Source organism: Pseudomonas sp. MIS38, assembly GCF_019891575.1.
Classification (GTDB): Bacteria; Pseudomonadota; Gammaproteobacteria; order Pseudomonadales; family Pseudomonadaceae; genus Aquipseudomonas; species Aquipseudomonas putida_A.
Genome location: NZ_JAFLXF010000012.1, coordinates 1 through 15,297 on the forward strand (window position 1 = coordinate 1; position 15,297 = coordinate 15,297).

15 protein-coding genes and 1 pseudogene are annotated in these 15,297 nt (G+C 59.7%); 11 read left to right on the plus strand and 5 right to left on the minus strand.

The annotated features are described in order from the left end of the window. The first annotated feature begins 762 nt into the window (after positions 1-762). From J1G18_RS15035 to J1G18_RS15045, 4 genes and pseudogenes are all read left to right on the plus strand, one after another. Positions 763-1,068: a type 1 fimbrial protein gene (locus J1G18_RS15035; RefSeq protein WP_135296525.1), complete on the plus strand. Its 306-nt coding sequence runs from the start codon at positions 763-765 to the stop codon at positions 1,066-1,068. A gap of 112 nt (positions 1,069-1,180) precedes the next feature. After that, on the plus strand, positions 1,181-1,420 hold the full coding sequence (locus J1G18_RS15040) for a hypothetical protein (RefSeq protein WP_003228000.1): 240 nt from the start codon (positions 1,181-1,183) through the stop codon (positions 1,418-1,420). A 149-nt stretch (positions 1,421-1,569) separates the two neighbouring features. Next, positions 1,570-1,851, plus strand: a pseudogene (locus tag J1G18_RS28435) (PAS domain-containing protein); the annotation flags it as partial. A gap of 204 nt (positions 1,852-2,055) precedes the next feature. Beyond that, on the plus strand, positions 2,056-3,159 hold the full coding sequence (locus tag J1G18_RS15045) for a methyl-accepting chemotaxis protein (RefSeq protein ID WP_372241229.1): 1,104 nt from the start codon (positions 2,056-2,058) through the stop codon (positions 3,157-3,159). Positions 3,160-3,299: 140 nt separating this feature from the next. On the opposite strand, the gene J1G18_RS15050 is transcribed toward J1G18_RS15045, so the two are convergent. The 5 genes from J1G18_RS15050 to norR form a co-directional block, all read right to left on the minus strand. Continuing rightward, positions 3,300-4,049 carry a YkgJ family cysteine cluster protein gene (locus J1G18_RS15050; protein WP_098965525.1) on the minus strand — a complete coding sequence of 250 codons (750 nt, stop codon included), beginning with the start codon at positions 4,047-4,049 and terminating at the stop codon, positions 3,300-3,302. A gap of 86 nt (positions 4,050-4,135) precedes the next feature. After that, the gene (locus J1G18_RS15055) at positions 4,136-4,459 is read right to left on the minus strand and encodes a hypothetical protein (protein ID WP_098965524.1); all 324 of its coding nucleotides are present in this window, start codon (positions 4,457-4,459) and stop codon (positions 4,136-4,138) included. 145 nt (positions 4,460-4,604) lie between these two features. Continuing rightward, positions 4,605-5,063 carry a GNAT family N-acetyltransferase gene (locus J1G18_RS15060; protein ID WP_139054200.1) on the minus strand — a complete coding sequence of 153 codons (459 nt, stop codon included), beginning with the start codon at positions 5,061-5,063 and terminating at the stop codon, positions 4,605-4,607. 27 nt (positions 5,064-5,090) lie between these two features. Next, the gene (locus J1G18_RS15065; protein ID WP_223007993.1) at positions 5,091-5,993 is read right to left on the minus strand and encodes a chemotaxis protein CheV; all 903 of its coding nucleotides are present in this window, start codon (positions 5,991-5,993) and stop codon (positions 5,091-5,093) included. Between the two features lie 307 nt (positions 5,994-6,300). Beyond that, positions 6,301-7,860, minus strand: a complete 1,560-nt coding sequence (gene norR / locus J1G18_RS15070) for a nitric oxide reductase transcriptional regulator NorR (protein ID WP_223007994.1) — start codon at positions 7,858-7,860, stop codon at positions 6,301-6,303. A 162-nt stretch (positions 7,861-8,022) separates the two neighbouring features. Here norR and hmpA point away from each other — a divergent pair, with 162 nt between their 5' ends. The 7 genes from hmpA to cyoD all read left to right on the plus strand — a co-directional run bounded on the left by hmpA (position 8,023) and on the right by cyoD (position 15,297). Beyond that, positions 8,023-9,204, plus strand: coding sequence for an NO-inducible flavohemoprotein (hmpA, locus tag J1G18_RS15075; protein WP_223007995.1), 1,182 nt, complete (start codon positions 8,023-8,025; stop codon positions 9,202-9,204). Between the two features lie 237 nt (positions 9,205-9,441). Further along, positions 9,442-10,002: an ester cyclase gene (locus J1G18_RS15080; RefSeq protein WP_134787291.1), complete on the plus strand. Its 561-nt coding sequence runs from the start codon at positions 9,442-9,444 to the stop codon at positions 10,000-10,002. Between the two features lie 25 nt (positions 10,003-10,027). Further along, entirely contained in the window at positions 10,028-10,537 is a 510-nt protein-coding gene (locus tag J1G18_RS15085) for a disulfide bond formation protein B (RefSeq protein WP_025109264.1), read from the plus strand. An 825-nt stretch (positions 10,538-11,362) separates the two neighbouring features. Then, a complete protein-coding gene (gene cyoA / locus J1G18_RS15090; protein ID WP_027612162.1) occupies positions 11,363-12,304 on the plus strand; it encodes a ubiquinol oxidase subunit II in 942 nt (313 codons plus the stop codon). 3 nt (positions 12,305-12,307) lie between these two features. Beyond that, a complete protein-coding gene (cyoB, locus tag J1G18_RS15095; RefSeq protein ID WP_007968380.1) occupies positions 12,308-14,335 on the plus strand; it encodes a cytochrome o ubiquinol oxidase subunit I in 2,028 nt (675 codons plus the stop codon). 3 nt (positions 14,336-14,338) lie between these two features. Next, on the plus strand, positions 14,339-14,962 hold the full coding sequence (gene cyoC / locus J1G18_RS15100; protein ID WP_003227982.1) for a cytochrome o ubiquinol oxidase subunit III: 624 nt from the start codon (positions 14,339-14,341) through the stop codon (positions 14,960-14,962). Continuing rightward, positions 14,962-15,297, plus strand: a complete 336-nt coding sequence (gene cyoD / locus J1G18_RS15105; RefSeq protein ID WP_003227981.1) for a cytochrome o ubiquinol oxidase subunit IV — start codon at positions 14,962-14,964, stop codon at positions 15,295-15,297. The genes cyoC and cyoD overlap by 1 nt, the downstream gene beginning before the upstream one ends.

The following is a 15,297-nucleotide window of genomic DNA, read 5'->3' on the forward strand; positions in this document are numbered from 1 at the left end:
ACGCTGGGCCTCTCGGGCCGGTTTCTTTTTGGTCGGCATACATGCACCTCTGCGACATGTTATGCCCGAACACAAAATTTATGACACTCCCACAGCGGCTCACTTTTCCAGACGCCGGAGTGCCGGCCCAGCGAAAAGTAAGCAAAAGGCTTGGCCCCAACGTACGGCCCTCGCTGTGGCTCGGGTTCCTTCGCTCCGGGATTGATCCGGGCGCAGCGCCTCCGGTTTGCTTCGCTGCACCTCCTCTCGCCGTGTTTGGCTGCGCCAAACGGTCGCTGCGCTCCCACCCCCGGATCAATCCCTCCACTCAGCCTTCCGACGGGGCCGGCACGGCAAGATCAAGAGCTTTCGGCGAGCTGACACTCGGCCATTTGAGTGGTGAAGAGCGTGCGCTCGGCTTTAGCGCTTTGTTGGGAGCCAGCCTGCTGGCGATGGCGACCTGCGAGCCGACCACTCTCCACCTGACCACACCCATTCCAATTGTGGGAGCGGGCTTGCTCGCGAAGGCGGCCTGACAGCCGACCATTTTCCAGCTGAATGCACCCAATCCCATTGTGGGAGCCAGCCTGCTGGCGATGACGACAGTCCAGCCAGCGCCATTCAAAACCGTGACCATCCCCCCAATTCCACCACCCAATATCTCTAAATCGGAACGTTTGTGCCTCGCAACATCTACGCTCCTAAAGATCCGCCCCCACCCGCGGATAAACGTTGTACAGCCCGGCCGTCAAATTGAGCGGGCCTCTTCGGGAGTGTCGTGCAATGAATCTGAAAACCGCTTTGGCGAGTGTGCTTGTTTTGCTTCCATTGGCAGTCTGTGCCGCGCCGCAATCGACTTCCGGCGAGATCCGTTTCACCGGGCAGATTGTCGATTCCGGTTGTGCGGTGGAGCGTGCCGGGTCGTTGGCCTCCGATGTGTCCCGTCAGGTTGAAATCAAACCGGGTCTGCAAGTTGATGTGGATACCTATCGCAACGCTTGCAGCCATCAGTCGCTGCCGTTTTCCATGAACTATCAAGCGCTGAAGACGTCGAGCGATAAAGGCATCGTCACCATCACTTACCTGTAAACCGTTCGGCGAGCGGTGCAAATCTTCAGGTGCCGAGTCTGGGCGCGCAGGTATACTGCGCGCCTTCGCGGCTCACTGTTCGGGCCCGACTTTTTTGCTTTGCGGAGCTTTTATGACTTCCCCGACCCAACCGCCGGTTGACGACGCTGTGAGCGATGTCCCGGCTGAACTGGCTGACGCCAGCGAGAGCAAACCCGAGATTGCGGCTTTCAAATTCCCGTTCAAACCGGGTGAACTGGCGGCCGCCAAGGGTTCGAATCAGCCGTGGTACAAGAACGGCGCCAAGAACGGCCACACCAAGACCCCGGGCATGGCGCCGCCGGGCACCCGTCGCTCGATGGGCAAGCGCTGAGTTTCATCCCGCCTTCAGCCATCGACTGCGATTTTCGGTCGCAGTGATGGCTAAGTGCTCAGATCCTGAGCCAGATCAATATTTGACCAATTGGTGCGCTTAGAGTCAGCAGCCCTGCCGACTCTTCCCATAAAACGAGCGCGCTTTCCATGAAGATCAATCTCCCGGTAACCGGCCGTAACGTCGATGTGGCGCCGGACGCGAACATTCTTTCGACCACTGATCTGACCAGCGCGATCACTTACGCCAACGACGATTTCATCAGGATCAGCGGCTACAGCCGCGACGAATTGCTCGGCACGCCACACAACCTGCTGCGCCATCCGGACATGCCGGCGCAGGCGTTTGCGCACATGTGGCAGACGCTAAAGGGCGGGCGCTCGTGGATGGGGCTGGTGAAGAATCGTTGCAAGAATGGCGACCATTATTGGGTCAGCGCGTATGTCACGCCGGTCACGCAGAGCGGCGTGGCGGTGGAGTATCAGTCGGTGCGCACCCGGCCGGATGCACGGCAGGTGGCGGCGGCGGAGCGGGTGTACGCGCAGTTGCGTGGAGAGTTGAAGGGACGGCCGCCGCTGCCCACTTTAGGTCTGCGTGGCAGGATCACGGTGTTGGCCAGTGCGTTGCTGGGGCTGGTGTTGGGGATCGAGGCCTGGTTGCGTCCGGAGTCGGCATGGATCGATGGGCTGGCATTTGTTGTCGGCAGCAGTCTCTGCGCGTTGGGCGTGCGCTGGATCTTGCGGCCGCTGGAGCGGCTGAGCGAACGGGCGCGGCAGGTCGCGGACAATCCGTTGAGTCAGAGCATTTACACCGGGCGCCGCGATGAAATCGGCCAGATTGAATTCGCCCTGCAGATGCTCGAAGCGCAGGTCGGCGCTGTGGTCGGGCGCATCGGTGATGCATCGCAGCAGTTGGCCGGGCATGCGGCGCAACTGGTTGATCATTTGCAAAGCAGCCACAGCAGTTCGTTGGCGCAGCAAGCGGAAACCGATCAGGTGGCGGCGGCGATTCATCAGATGGCCGCCAGCGTCGCGCAAGTTGCCAGCCATGCGCAGCAGGCGTCGGTAGCGGCGGACATGGCCGGCACGGAAACCCGCGAAGGGCATTTGCTGGTCGGCGAGAGTCGCAGTGCGGTGTTGCGTCTGGCCGAGGAGTTGCGGCGGGCGACCGAGGTGATTCATCAGCTCGAAGGCCACAGCAGCGAGATTTCCGGGGTGATGGAGGTGATCCGCAGCATTGCCGAGCAGACCAATCTGCTGGCGCTCAACGCGGCGATCGAAGCGGCGCGCGCTGGTGATGCCGGGCGCGGTTTTGCAGTGGTGGCCGATGAGGTGCGCGGGTTGGCGCAACGCACGCAGCAGTCGACCAACGAGATCCAGCGGATGATCAGCAGCCTGCAAAATGGCGCGCGCGATGCAGTGCTGGTGATGCAGCAGAGCAGCGAGCATGTGGATAACAGCGTCGAACAGGCACAGCGCGCGGCGCGGGCGCTGGACGGGATCAGTGAGCGGGTCGAGCAGATCACCGAGATGAGCCTGCAGATTGCCGCGGCGGTGGAGCAGCAGAGTGCGGTGAGCGAGGACATCAATCGCAACATCGTCAGCATTCGCACGGCGTCGGAATTGACGGTGGATGAGGGGCGGCAGAGTCAGCGCAATTCGGAAGATGTGGCGGGGCTGGCGGGGGATTTGCGGTTGCTGGCGCGGGAGTTCTGGGGGCGGCGGCAGGTTCGGGATTGAGGTAGTCTGGGCCGACCTCTTCGGGAGCAAGCCCCCTCCCACAGGTTTGTGAGTTGATCATTTATTCTGTGTACAACTCAAAACCCTGTGGGAGGGGGCTTGCTCCCGAAGGGGCCATTGCAGGCAGTACAAAATCCGGATCAAGCCGCCCGCAGCGAAATGAATGCATACGTCTGCGCCGGCTCCGTCACCACCTTTGCTCCGGCGGCGAGCAACTGCCCAGCCACATCATCCCCGGACAAATGAAACAGCCATTCACTGGACGTTCCACTCAGCGGCTGTGCTGAAACCTGATCGATCACAGCCGCAAAAGCATCCATCTGCGGCAAATACGCGGTAAACCCGTCGCCCTTGAGCGCCGTAGTGCGAATCCCCAGCGCCGCGCAGATTGCATCCTTGATCCGGATGTCATCGCGATCAGCCTGGCGCGAGCGCTGGATCAGCTCCAGCAGTTCCTGATCGACCAGCTCCCCGCCGACAATCAGCAGCGGCCCCTGTTGCCACGACTCTGGCGGGCAATCCTTGGCCGCCGGGTTGAGCGGAATGTGCGGATTGATCTCTGCCGGATAAATCCTGCACACCAACGGTCGGCGTTCGTAAATGCGGCACAGGTTTTCTTCGTCAAGATTCCGGCAGCGACCGACGTTGTAGGCGGCGAAGGTGATGGCCACGTGGGCCTCGGTCGTGCCGCTGCGTACCACCAGCGAACGCCGTTCGGCGTGTTCACGCTGCTGCGCCGGCAGGCCCAGGCCGTTGCCGAGAAAGGCCTCCACCAGCACGATCACCTGACCGCCATCCGCCGCCCACATGCGGGCTTCGGCGAGGGTCAGGGGCACATGGTGGTCGGTGCAGCATTTGCCGCAACCGACGCAGGAAAATGTCGTATTCATTGCACGATCAATCTTCAATCAGAGTGTGATACGGCGACGTAAAGTCGCCAGGCTGAGGCTGATCGAAGCAAGTTGTGCGCCAGCCCTCAGGGCTTGGCGGTCGGGCGGATCGAGTCCCATTCGGTGACGAACGCGGTTTTCGACTTTTTGCTGTACAGGCACAGCTCAGTGCCTTGCTGACCTTTCATGTGTTTTTGCGGGTATTGGCCTTGCAACAGCACGGCGGTGTAGCCGACGCGGTCATCGAATTGCGCGGGGTTGCCGACCGGTTTGGCGTCTTTCAGGCCGCTGGCCTTGGTGCAGCTGGCGAGCACGGTTTTATCGTAAGCGGCCCAGGCGTCGGGGCTGGAGGCGTGGGCCTGTGAGGCCAGGGCGGTGAGGCAGAGCAGGCTCAGGGAGAGGGTTTTCATGGTTGGGCATCCTTGGTTTGGCCAAGGTTTGAGTATGCCTGAGGGGGAGAAGTTGCCTGGGCCGGCCTCTTCGCGAGCAAGCCCGCTCCCACAATTTGGAATGCGTTCCCCCTGTGGGAGCGGGCTTGCTCGCGAAGACGGTCGATCAGTCCGGCACAAGTTCCCGGCGAACCACCATCATCCCGGCACTCTCATACAACCGCTGCGCCCGCAGATTGTCTTCCAGCACCTTCAGATCGACAAATCCTTCGCGCCTTTGCTGAAACACCTTGAATGCATTCAGCAGCAATGCCCGACCCAAACCTCGGCCCTGAGCACGTGGGTGCACCACCAGATTCTTGATGTACGAACTGGTCCAGCATTGCGCCACGCCGATCACGCCTTCGTTATCGCGGGCGATGAAGCACAATTCAGGATCGTATTCGGCATCGCTTTCAAACCGCTGCTGCCACTCCTCCAGTGCCGGCACGCGACCACCGCCTTCGCGGTAGCCGAGTTGCATCAGCTGATGCACCGCCGCCGCCAGTTCCGGGCGATAAGTGCTCAGCTCAATGCCTTCCGGCCAGTGGATCGGCGGCACGCCTTGGCGAAGGTCGCGCCGCATCAAAAAGCAGTACGTCTGGCCCAAAACTCAGTGACCGTTGGCGGCGACGTGTTTGGCCGCTTCGATCAGGCGCTGGGTCAGTTCCGGCGAGGAGAACTTGGTCAGCACCGCGTTGGCCCCGGCCTGACGCGCTTTCTCGCTGTTCATCGCGCTGTCGAGCGAGGTGTGCAGCAGCACGTAGAGGTGGGCGAAGTCCGGCGTCTCGCGCAGGGTGCGGGTGAAGGCGTAGCCGTCCATCTCGGACATTTCGATGTCGGAGACGATCAGGTTGATCTGTTGCGCGGTGCCTTGCAGATCCAGCAGGCAGTCGATGGCTTCCTTGGCACTGCGCGCGGTGTGGCATTGCAGGCCGAGGTTGCGCAGGGTGTGCACCGATTGCTGCAGCGCTACCTGGCTGTCGTCGACCACCAGAATCCGTGCGTTACCAAGGACTTCGGCGTCTTCCATGCTCAGGTCGGTCGGGGCCATTTCGATCTGCGCCGGGGCGATGCTGTGGATGACTTTCTCGATGTCCAGCACTTGTACCAGCGTGCCGTCGACTGAGGTCACGCCAGTGATGTAGGCGCGCGAACCACCGGAGCCGAACGGCGGCGGCTTGATGTCGGTGGTCAGGCAATGGACGATTTTGCTCACCGCCTGCACATGCAGGCCCTGCTTCGAACGGCTGACATCGGTGACGATCAGGCAGCCGCCGTTCGGGTCTTCCAGTGGTCGCTCGCCGATGGCGCGGCTGAGGTCGATCACCGACAGCGACGCGCCGCGCAGGGTGGCGATGCCTTTAATGTGCGGGTGCGACTCGGGCATTTTGGTCAGTGGCGGACAGGGGATGATTTCACTGACTTTCAGCAGGTTGATCGCCATCAGCTTGCCGCTGCGCAAGGTAAACAGCAGAAGCGAAAGTGAATCTGCGCGGGCTTTGGTGGAAGACATATAAACCTTCTGTGGAAAAAGGTGATGGGCGAGGGTGCAAATCGCCAGAAACTATTGATGCCGGGTTATCGGCGTTAACGGGGTGGGCTTTAGGTCGGTTATCGGCTGGCGGCAGATCCAAAGCCCCTCACCCCAGCCCTCTCCCGAAGGGAGAGGGGGCCGAACGAGGTGTCTGGCGCTGTACATCGACCTGAATGACCGAGTCGATTATGGATTCAGTACGGATCTCTCACGTCGGCGGAATTCTTGAATATCCCCCAATCAGTCCCCTCTCCCTCCGGGAGAGGGCCAGGGTGAGGGTGTGCTTTTAGCTCTTCATCCCCAACCGCTTGGCCATCCGCCCAAGATTCGCCCTATCCAGCCCCAGCTCCCGCGCCGCACTCGCCCAGTTATCCTGATTGCGTTCCAGCGCCGCACTGATCAAGCGGCGCTGATACTCCTCAGTGGCGCTGCGCAAGTCGCCATTGATCAACGGTGCCACGGTTAAAATATTGGCAGTAGGCGCGGGCGAGTTATCCACAACCTCACGCGGCAGATCCAGATCCGCCGCGCTCAAACTGAGGATCTTCGGCCGCACCTTGCAATTGCCCAGTGCCTTCAGCGCGCTACGCCCGATCAAGTGTTCCAGTTCGCGCACGTTGCCCGGCCAAGTGTAGGCGAGCAACGCGTCCTGGGCATCGCTACTCAAACGCAGGCTGTTGAGGCCCATGCGCGAGCGGTTCTGTTCCAGAAAGAAGCCGCTGAGCAGCAACACATCGCGGCCGCGATCGCGCAGCGCCGGGACGCGCAGCGGGTACACGCTCAGGCGGTGATAGAAGTCGGCGCGGTAGCGGCCGCTGCGCACTTCTTCGGCCAGATCGCGGTTGGTCGCGGCGATCAGGCGCACATCGACCTGATGTTCCTTGTCCGAGCCGAGCCGCTGCAACTGGCCGCTTTGCAGCACGCGCAGCAACTTGGCCTGTACGGTCAGCGACAGTTCGCCGACTTCATCGAGAAACAGCGTGCCGCCATTGGCCAGTTCGAACTTGCCGCGGCGGTCGCTGGTGGCGCCGGTAAAGGCGCCGCGCACGTGGCCGAACAGTTCGCTCTCGACCAGGGTGTCGGGCAGGGCGGCACAGTTGAGGCTGATGATCGGTTTGTCGGCGCGCGGCGAGGCGGCGTGGATCGCTTGCGCCACCAGTTCCTTGCCGACCCCGGTTTCGCCGGTGATCAGCACAGTCAAGTCGCTGCCACCGACCAGGTTGATTTCCTCCACCAGCCGTTTGTGCGCTTTGCTTTGGCCGATCATTTCGCGTTGCTGCTGACCGCTGGCCTGGCGGTAGACCTCGGCGCGTTGGTGTTCGTCTTCGGCACGCAGCGCCAGGCGTTCGATACGTTCGGCGGCGTTGACCGTGGCCGAGGCGAGGCTGGCGAAGGCTTGCAAGGCGTCGAGTTCGATCGGCTCGAAACGCTCCGGATCGAGCGCATCAAGGGTGATCAGGCCCCAGAGTTTTTCATCGACGAACAGCGGACAGCCGAGACAGTCATGCACTTCGAGATGATCGCCCAGACCATCGACCAAGCCGTCGTAAGGATCGGGCAAGTCGCTGTCGGCGGCGAACCGCGTTGGCCCGGCGCCGTCCAGCAGGATCTCGAAACGGGGATGTTCGCTGACCTTGAAGCGCCGGCCGAGGGTGTCGGTGCTCAAACCATCCACCGCCAGCGGCACCAGCCATTCGCCGTCCAGGCGCAGCAACGCGGCGGCATCGCACGGCAGCAGGGCGCGCATGGCTTCGAGCAGGCGCCGATAGCGCTCGCCCTCGGGCAGTTCGCGGGACAGGTCGGAGACCAGTGGCAGTAGAGCGGTGAGCAGGGATTTGGCGGTCATGGTCTTGTAGTCAAAGAGACTCGATGTAGTCGCGATGACTATAAAACGCTTTGAGTCTAAATGACTACGTAAAAAATAAACCATTGATTTATAACGATAATTTATCTGGCACGAAAACTGATAAGCCTAAGGTAATTCTCAAAAAGCTCAGGAGTCATTCTTATGCTTAGCGTCCAGGATCGTGCCATCGTCAAATCCACTGTGCCTCTGTTGGAAAGCGGCGGAGAAGCGCTGATCACCCACTTCTACCGCATGATGCTCTCCGAATACCCTGAGGTGCGCCCACTGTTCAACCAGGCGCATCAGGCCAGTGGCGATCAGCCGCGCGCGTTGGCCAATGGTGTGTTGATGTACGCCCGGCACATCGATCAGCTCGACCAGTTGGGCGATCTGGTGGCGAAGATCATCAACAAGCACGTCGCCCTGCAAATTCTCCCGGAGCATTACCCGATTGTCGGCACCTGCCTGCTGCGTGCCATCTCCGAAGTGCTCGGCGACGAGATCGCCACTCCGGAAGTGATGAGCGCGTGGGGCGCGGCGTACGGGCAATTGGCCGAGATTCTGATCGGCGCTGAAGCCGCGATCTACGACCAGAAAGAACAAGCGGTCGGCGGCTGGCGTGGCGCGCGGGAGTTCATCGTGGTGAACAAGGTCGAGGAGAGCGCGGAAATCATTTCGTTCTACTTCGAGCCGGCGGACAAAGGCCCGATCCTGGCCGCAGAGCCGGGTCAGTACATCGGCATGAAGCTGATCCTCGACGGCGAAGAAGTCCGTCGCAACTACTCACTGTCGGCGCTGGCCGATAAAGGTCAGTACCGCATCAGCGTCAAACGCGAACCGGGCGGTCGTGCGTCCAACCACTTGCATGACCAATTGCACGTCGGCGCGAGCATTCAGCTGTTCCCGCCATCGGGCGAGTTCACCCTGACTGCCAGCGACAAGCCGTTGGTGCTGATCAGTGGCGGGGTCGGCATCACGCCAACTTTGGCGATGCTCGAAGCAGCGCTGCAAACCGAGCGCCCGGTGCACTTTATCCACTGCGCGCGCAACGGCAGCGTGCATGCGTTCCGCGACTGGATCGATGGGCTGGCGGCGCGTCATCCGCAGCTCAAGCGCTTCTATTGCTACGCCGAAGACGACGGCGTGAGCCCGGCGGCGGACAAGGTCGGGATCCTCAGCCAAGAGCAATTGGGTGAGTGGCTGCCGGCGCAACGCGATGTCGACGCTTACTTCTTGGGGCCGAAGGGCTTCATGGGCGCGATCAAGCGGCATCTGAAAGCGTTGGGCGTGCCGGAGCAGCAGAGCCGGTATGAGTTCTTCGGGCCGGCGGCGGCTTTGGAATAATCCTTAGGACTGAGTCGCCTTCATCGCGAGCAGGCTCACTCCTACAGGGGCGGTGGCGTACATGAAAATGGTGTACGAAGCAGACCTCTTGTAGGAGTGAGCCTGCTCGCGATGGCCGTTACACAACTTTGATTCTTAAAAAGTGTTTAAAGGTTAATCGTTTCTTAACCGGTTTATCGTTTATTCCCCGATGCTGATGATAGGCGCTCGTTCGTTTAACTGATCAGGATCGCCCCCATGTCGCACATCATCTTCTCCTCTCGTCTGAGCCTGGCAATGCTTGGCCTGTCGGCCGCTTTGCTGGCCAGTCCGTTTGCTGCGGCCGAATCGGCGTTGATCGCACCACAGACCCTGGTCGTCGATCAGAGCCTGCCCAAGGCTCAGCGCGATGCAATGGAGTTGGCGGCGCGGCGTTACGGCAGTTTCTGGAACAGTGGGGAAGAGGCCCTGGCCACGGCCGCCTTGTCGCCGCAGTTTGTCGACAAGACCCCGCCCGAAGGTCGGGTGCAGGGGCCGACCGGGCCGTTGCTGGCATCGAAGTTCTTTCGCACGGCGGTGCCGGACCTGAGCTGCGAGATCGAGCAAATGATCATTGCCGGTGACCGCGTGGTGGTGCATCTGCACTTTCGCGGACACTTCAGTGGGACGTTCAAGGCTCTCAAAGGGCAGGGCCAGCGTGTAGACTTCCGGGCAACCGATATCTATCAGATCGACAACGGTCGCATCGCGGCCAATTGGCATATCGAAGACAACATCAGTCTGATGGCGCAACTGCAAGCGCAGCCGCCAGCCAGCTGAACCATGGACATACAAGGGAAACGCGATGAGCGAGGAAACGATTCGACTGGGACGTGAGCGGCGCTTTCTGGTGCTGCTGGGCATCATCTGTCTGGCACTGATCGGCGGCGCGCTGTACATGCAGATCGTGCTGGGCGAGGCACCATGCCCGCTGTGCATCCTGCAGCGTTATGCGTTGCTGCTGATTGCGCTGTTCGCGTTTATCGGCGCGGCCATGCGCACCCGCCGCAGCATCACGGTGTTCGAAGTGCTGGTGGTGATCTGCGCGATCGCCGGCGCCGGTGTTGCCGGGCATCACGTGTACACCCAGTTCTATCCGGCGGTGAGCTGCGGCATCGATGTGTTGCAGCCGATTGTCGACGACCTGCCGCTGGCGAAGATCTTCCCGCTGGGCTTCCAGGTCGATGGTTTCTGCTCGACGCCGTACCCGCCGATCCTCGGTCTGTCGCTGGCGCAATGGGCGCTGGTGGCGTTCGTGCTGGTGGTGATTCTGGTGCCGCTGCTGACCTCGCGTAACCGAAAAGCACTGCGCTGAATCAACTCTTCGGCAGATTGGCCGATACAGAAAACGCCCCGATTTGCGTATCAGCCGATCGGGGCGTTTTGCATTTCAGAGTGTTTGTGAAATCACCGTGACGAACGGCAATGGAGAGTGCGGCAGGTGTGCGACATGTTGTCACACGCGCCATGTCGCAGGGCCTTTCGGCGACCCGGATTGGCGTAATGTTACAAAAAAGGATTGGTCTGTTTCGGCATTTTTCTGGTTTTGCACGCAGGTGCCAGATCAGGCAGTTTTAACAGGCTCTGGCAGATGGCCAGAGGCCTTTGAATATCGGGCTTTGCGCCGATTCGCTGCCGGGAAAATCCCTTCGGAGCTGTCTGAACTGAGGTGTATAGGCCTACATTTTTTGGTGTTTTTGTTGAGAATCGATTTCGATAACATGCGGAACTTTTGCAAAAACGGTGATGGATTGTTGCTCTGAGCGATAAAAATTATTTCGGGATAAGACATGGTGTATAGGGCGCTACCTATCTACAATCGCCCGCACTGAATTCCCGGCACTGTTCAGCCTTTATTAAGGAACTGGACAGGAAGTCGGGTGTCGAGCGGGCCGAAAGGCTTTTGCGACACCCAGGTGTCGGTGCCTTCCAACTTTCCGCACCAAATGGAATTGGTCTGTAACAAGGCCTTTGACCACGAATTCGAATAAGAACTGACCGCTGTCCATGGTTTTGTCGAGCGTCTGACGCGCGACGGGCGGCCCTTATTCAATCCAAAGAAAATGCCAACCCTTGGCAGGGTGAAGTGTTGGCGATCAAAACCCAACTGCATTGCGCAAGCTGCTTTAGAGGTCGTGAGATGAGTAAAAACAGGTACCCCAGATTACTAGGCCTAGTGCCGCTGCTCGGCACGTTGTTGCTGGGAGGCTGCAACATGACCCTGCTCAATCCAACGGGCCAGGTCGGCCTGGAACAGCGCAACCTGATCATCACCGCCACGCTGCTGATGCTGTTGGTCGTTGTGCCGGTTATCGTCATGACCTTCCTGTTCGCCTGGAAGTACCGCGCGTCCAACAAGGATGCCGTCTACACCCCGAAATGGTCGCACTCGACCAAAATCGAAGTGGCGGTCTGGACCATCCCGGTTCTGATCATCATCGCCCTGGGTTACATCACCTACATTTCGACCCACAAACTGGACCCGTACCGTCCGATTGAATCCGACGTCAAGCCGGTGACCATCGAAGTCGTTGCGCTGGACTGGAAGTGGCTGTTCATCTACCCGGAACAAGGCATTGCCACGGTCAACAAGATCGTGTTCCCGGCGCATACTCCGGTCAACTTCCGGATCACCTCCGACGCCGTGATGAACTCGTTCTTCATCCCGGGCCTGGGCGGCCAGATCTACGCGATGGCGGGCATGACCACCAAGCTGCACCTGATCGCTGACCGCAACGCTGAAATGGACGGTATCTCCGCCAACTACAGCGGCGCTGGTTTCACCGGTATGAAATTCAAAGCGATCGCAACTTCTCAGGAAGATTTCGACGCCTGGGTAAGTGAAGTCAAAAAGGCACCTAAACAGCTTGAACAAGCTGAATACGCAGCCCTTGCCAAGCCAAGCCAGAACAATCCAGTCGAGCTCTACTCCTCGGTCACGCCGAACCTGTTCCAGACCATCGTCGACAAGTACGAAGGCATGAAACCGGGCAAGCCGCTGAAGCACGAGAAGAAAGAGAAAGAAGTGGCGGCAACGGACATGGACTCGAATTCGCATTCAGCTGCCGGGGCAGAGGAGTAAACGATGTTTGGTAAATTAAGTTGGGAAGCGATCCCTTTCCACGAGCCGATCGTGATGGTCACCATCTCGATGATCGCGCTCGGTGGTCTGGCGTTGTTCGCTGCAATCACCTACTTCAAGAAGTGGACCTACTTGTGGACCGAGTGGCTGACGTCGGTCGACCACAAGAAAATCGGTGTGATGTACATCATCGTTGCCATGGTCATGCTGCTGCGTGGCTTTGCCGACGCCATCATGATGCGTACCCAGCTGGCCATGGCCACCGAGGGTTCGCCTGGCTACCTGCCGCCTGAACACTATGACCAGATCTTCACCGCTCACGGTGTGATCATGATCATCTTCATGGCGATGCCATTCTTCACCGGCCTGATGAACCTTGCAGTGCCGCTGCAGATCGGCGCGCGTGACGTTGCCTTCCCGTTCCTGAACTCCCTGAGCTTCTGGCTGCTGGTGTCCGGCGTTGTGCTGATCAACCTGTCGCTGGGTGTCGGCGAATTCGCCAAGACTGGTTGGGTTGCCTATCCGCCGCTGTCGGGTCTGCAGTACAGCCCTGGCGTGGGTATGGACTACTACATCTGGGCGCTACAGCTATCCGGGTTAGGTACGACGCTGACGGGGGTCAACTTCCTCGCCACCGTGCTGAAAATGCGTACCCCTGGCATGAAACTGATGGACATGCCGATCTTCACCTGGACCTGCACCTGGGCTAACGTCCTGATCGTGGCTTCGTTCCCGATCCTGACCGCTACCCTGGCACTGCTGACCCTCGACCGTTACATGGATTTCCACATTTTCACCAATGAACTTGGTGGCAATCCAATGATGTACGTCAACCTGTTCTGGGCCTGGGGCCACCCTGAGGTTTACATCCTGATCCTGCCGGCATTCGGCATCTTCTCGGAAGTGATCTCGGCGTTCACCGGCAAGAAACTGTTCGGCCACCACTCGATGATCTACGCTTCGGGCGCGATCTCGGTACTGGGCTTCATGGTTTGGCTGCACCACTTCTTCACCATGGGTTCGGGTGCCAGCGTCAACGCCTTCTTCGGTCTGGCGACGATGCTGATTTCCATCCCGACGGGTGTGAAACTGTTCAACTGGCTGTTCACCATCTACCAGGGCCGTCTGCGCTTCACCAGCCAGGTTCTGTGGACTCTGGGCTTCATGGTGACCTTCGCCATCGGCGGCATGACCGGCGTACTGCTGGCCATCCCGGGTGCTGACTTCGTTCTGCACAACAGCCTGTTCGTGATCGCGCACTTCCACAACGTGATCATCGGCGGCGCGGTATTCGGCTACATCGCAGGTTTCGGCTTCTACTTCCCGAAAGCGTTCGGCTTCAAGCTGCACGAAGGCTGGGGTAAAGCAGCGTTCTGGTTCTGGATCTCGGGCTTCTTCGTCGCGTTCATGCCGCTCTATGCACTGGGCTTCATGGGCATGACCCGTCGTCTGAACGCCACCACCAACCCTGAGTGGGTACCGTACCTGTACGTTGCCATGTTCGGTGCGGTGATGATCGCTGTCGGTATCGCCTGCCAACTGATCCAGCTGTACGTCAGTGTGCGTGACCGCAACAAGCCAGAGAACATGTGCGAACACGGTGACCCGTGGAATGCCCACACTCTGGAATGGTCGACCTCGTCGCCACCTCCGTTCTACAACTTCGCTGTGCTGCCTAAGGCTGACTGCATCGACCCGTTCACCGAAGCCAAGGAAAACGGTACTGCGTACCAGGCTCCGGCCAAGTACGAGCCGATCCACATGCCGAACAACACCGCCACTGGCGTGGTGATGGGCGCACTGCTGACCGTCTTCGGTTTCGCGATGATCTGGCACATCTGGTGGTTGGCGATCGCCAGCCTGGCCGGCACTGTCATCTACTTCGTGATCCACGCCGCACGTGACGACCAGGGCTACATGGTTCCGGTTGAAACGATCGAGCGCATCGAAGCCGAGCAGCACAAGCGTCTGGTCGCGGCAGGGAAAATCCCGGCCAATGCCACCCGTGTAACCTCGTTGGAACAGGCTTAAACCATGTCGAACTTAGTGACCAATGTTGGACACGCCCATGGTGACCATGGGCACGATGACCATCACCACGACTCGGGCGAGATGACCGTATACGGTTTCTGGCTCTACCTGATGACCGACTGCATTCTGTTTGCGTCGATCTTCGCGGTGTACGCAGTACTGGTAAACAACGTCGCCGGTGGCCCGTCGGGCCACGACATTTTCGAACTGCCATACGTGCTGGGCGAAACCGCTCTGCTGTTGTTCAGTTCGATCACCTACGGCTTCGCCATGCTGGCGTTGTACAAAGGCAAGAAGCAGCAGGTTCTGGGCTGGTTGTTCATGACCTTCCTGCTCGGCGCAGGCTTCATCGCCATGGAGATCAACGAGTTCCACCTGCTGATCTCCGAGGGCTTCGGTCCTAGCCGTTCGGGCTTCCTGTCGGCGTTCTTCACCCTGGTCGGTACCCACGGTCTGCACGTGTCCGCGGGTCTGATCTGGATGGGCATCATGATGTACCAGGTCAACAAGCACGGCCTGACGGCGACCAACAAGACCCGTCTGAGCTGCCTGAGCCTGTTCTGGCACTTCCTGGACGTGGTGTGGATCTGCGTATTCACCGTTGTTTACCTGATGGGGACTCTGTAATGGCTAATGCACACTCCCATGACAGCCATGATGCTGGCCACGGCAGCGTAAAGTCGTACGCCATCGGCTTCATCCTGTCGGTGATCCTGACTGCCATCCCGTTCGGCCTGGTGATGTTCCCGACCTTGCCGAAGTCGACCACGCTGGCAATCGTCCTGCTGTTCGCGGTAATCCAGGTGATCGTTCACCTGTATTACTTCCTGCACCTGGACCGTTCGATTGCACAACGTAACAACGTGATCGCGTTTGTCTTTACGGCCATCGTGATCCTGCTGCTGGTTGGCCTGTCGCTGTGGATCATGTTCAGCATCCACACGTACATGATGGCGAAGTGA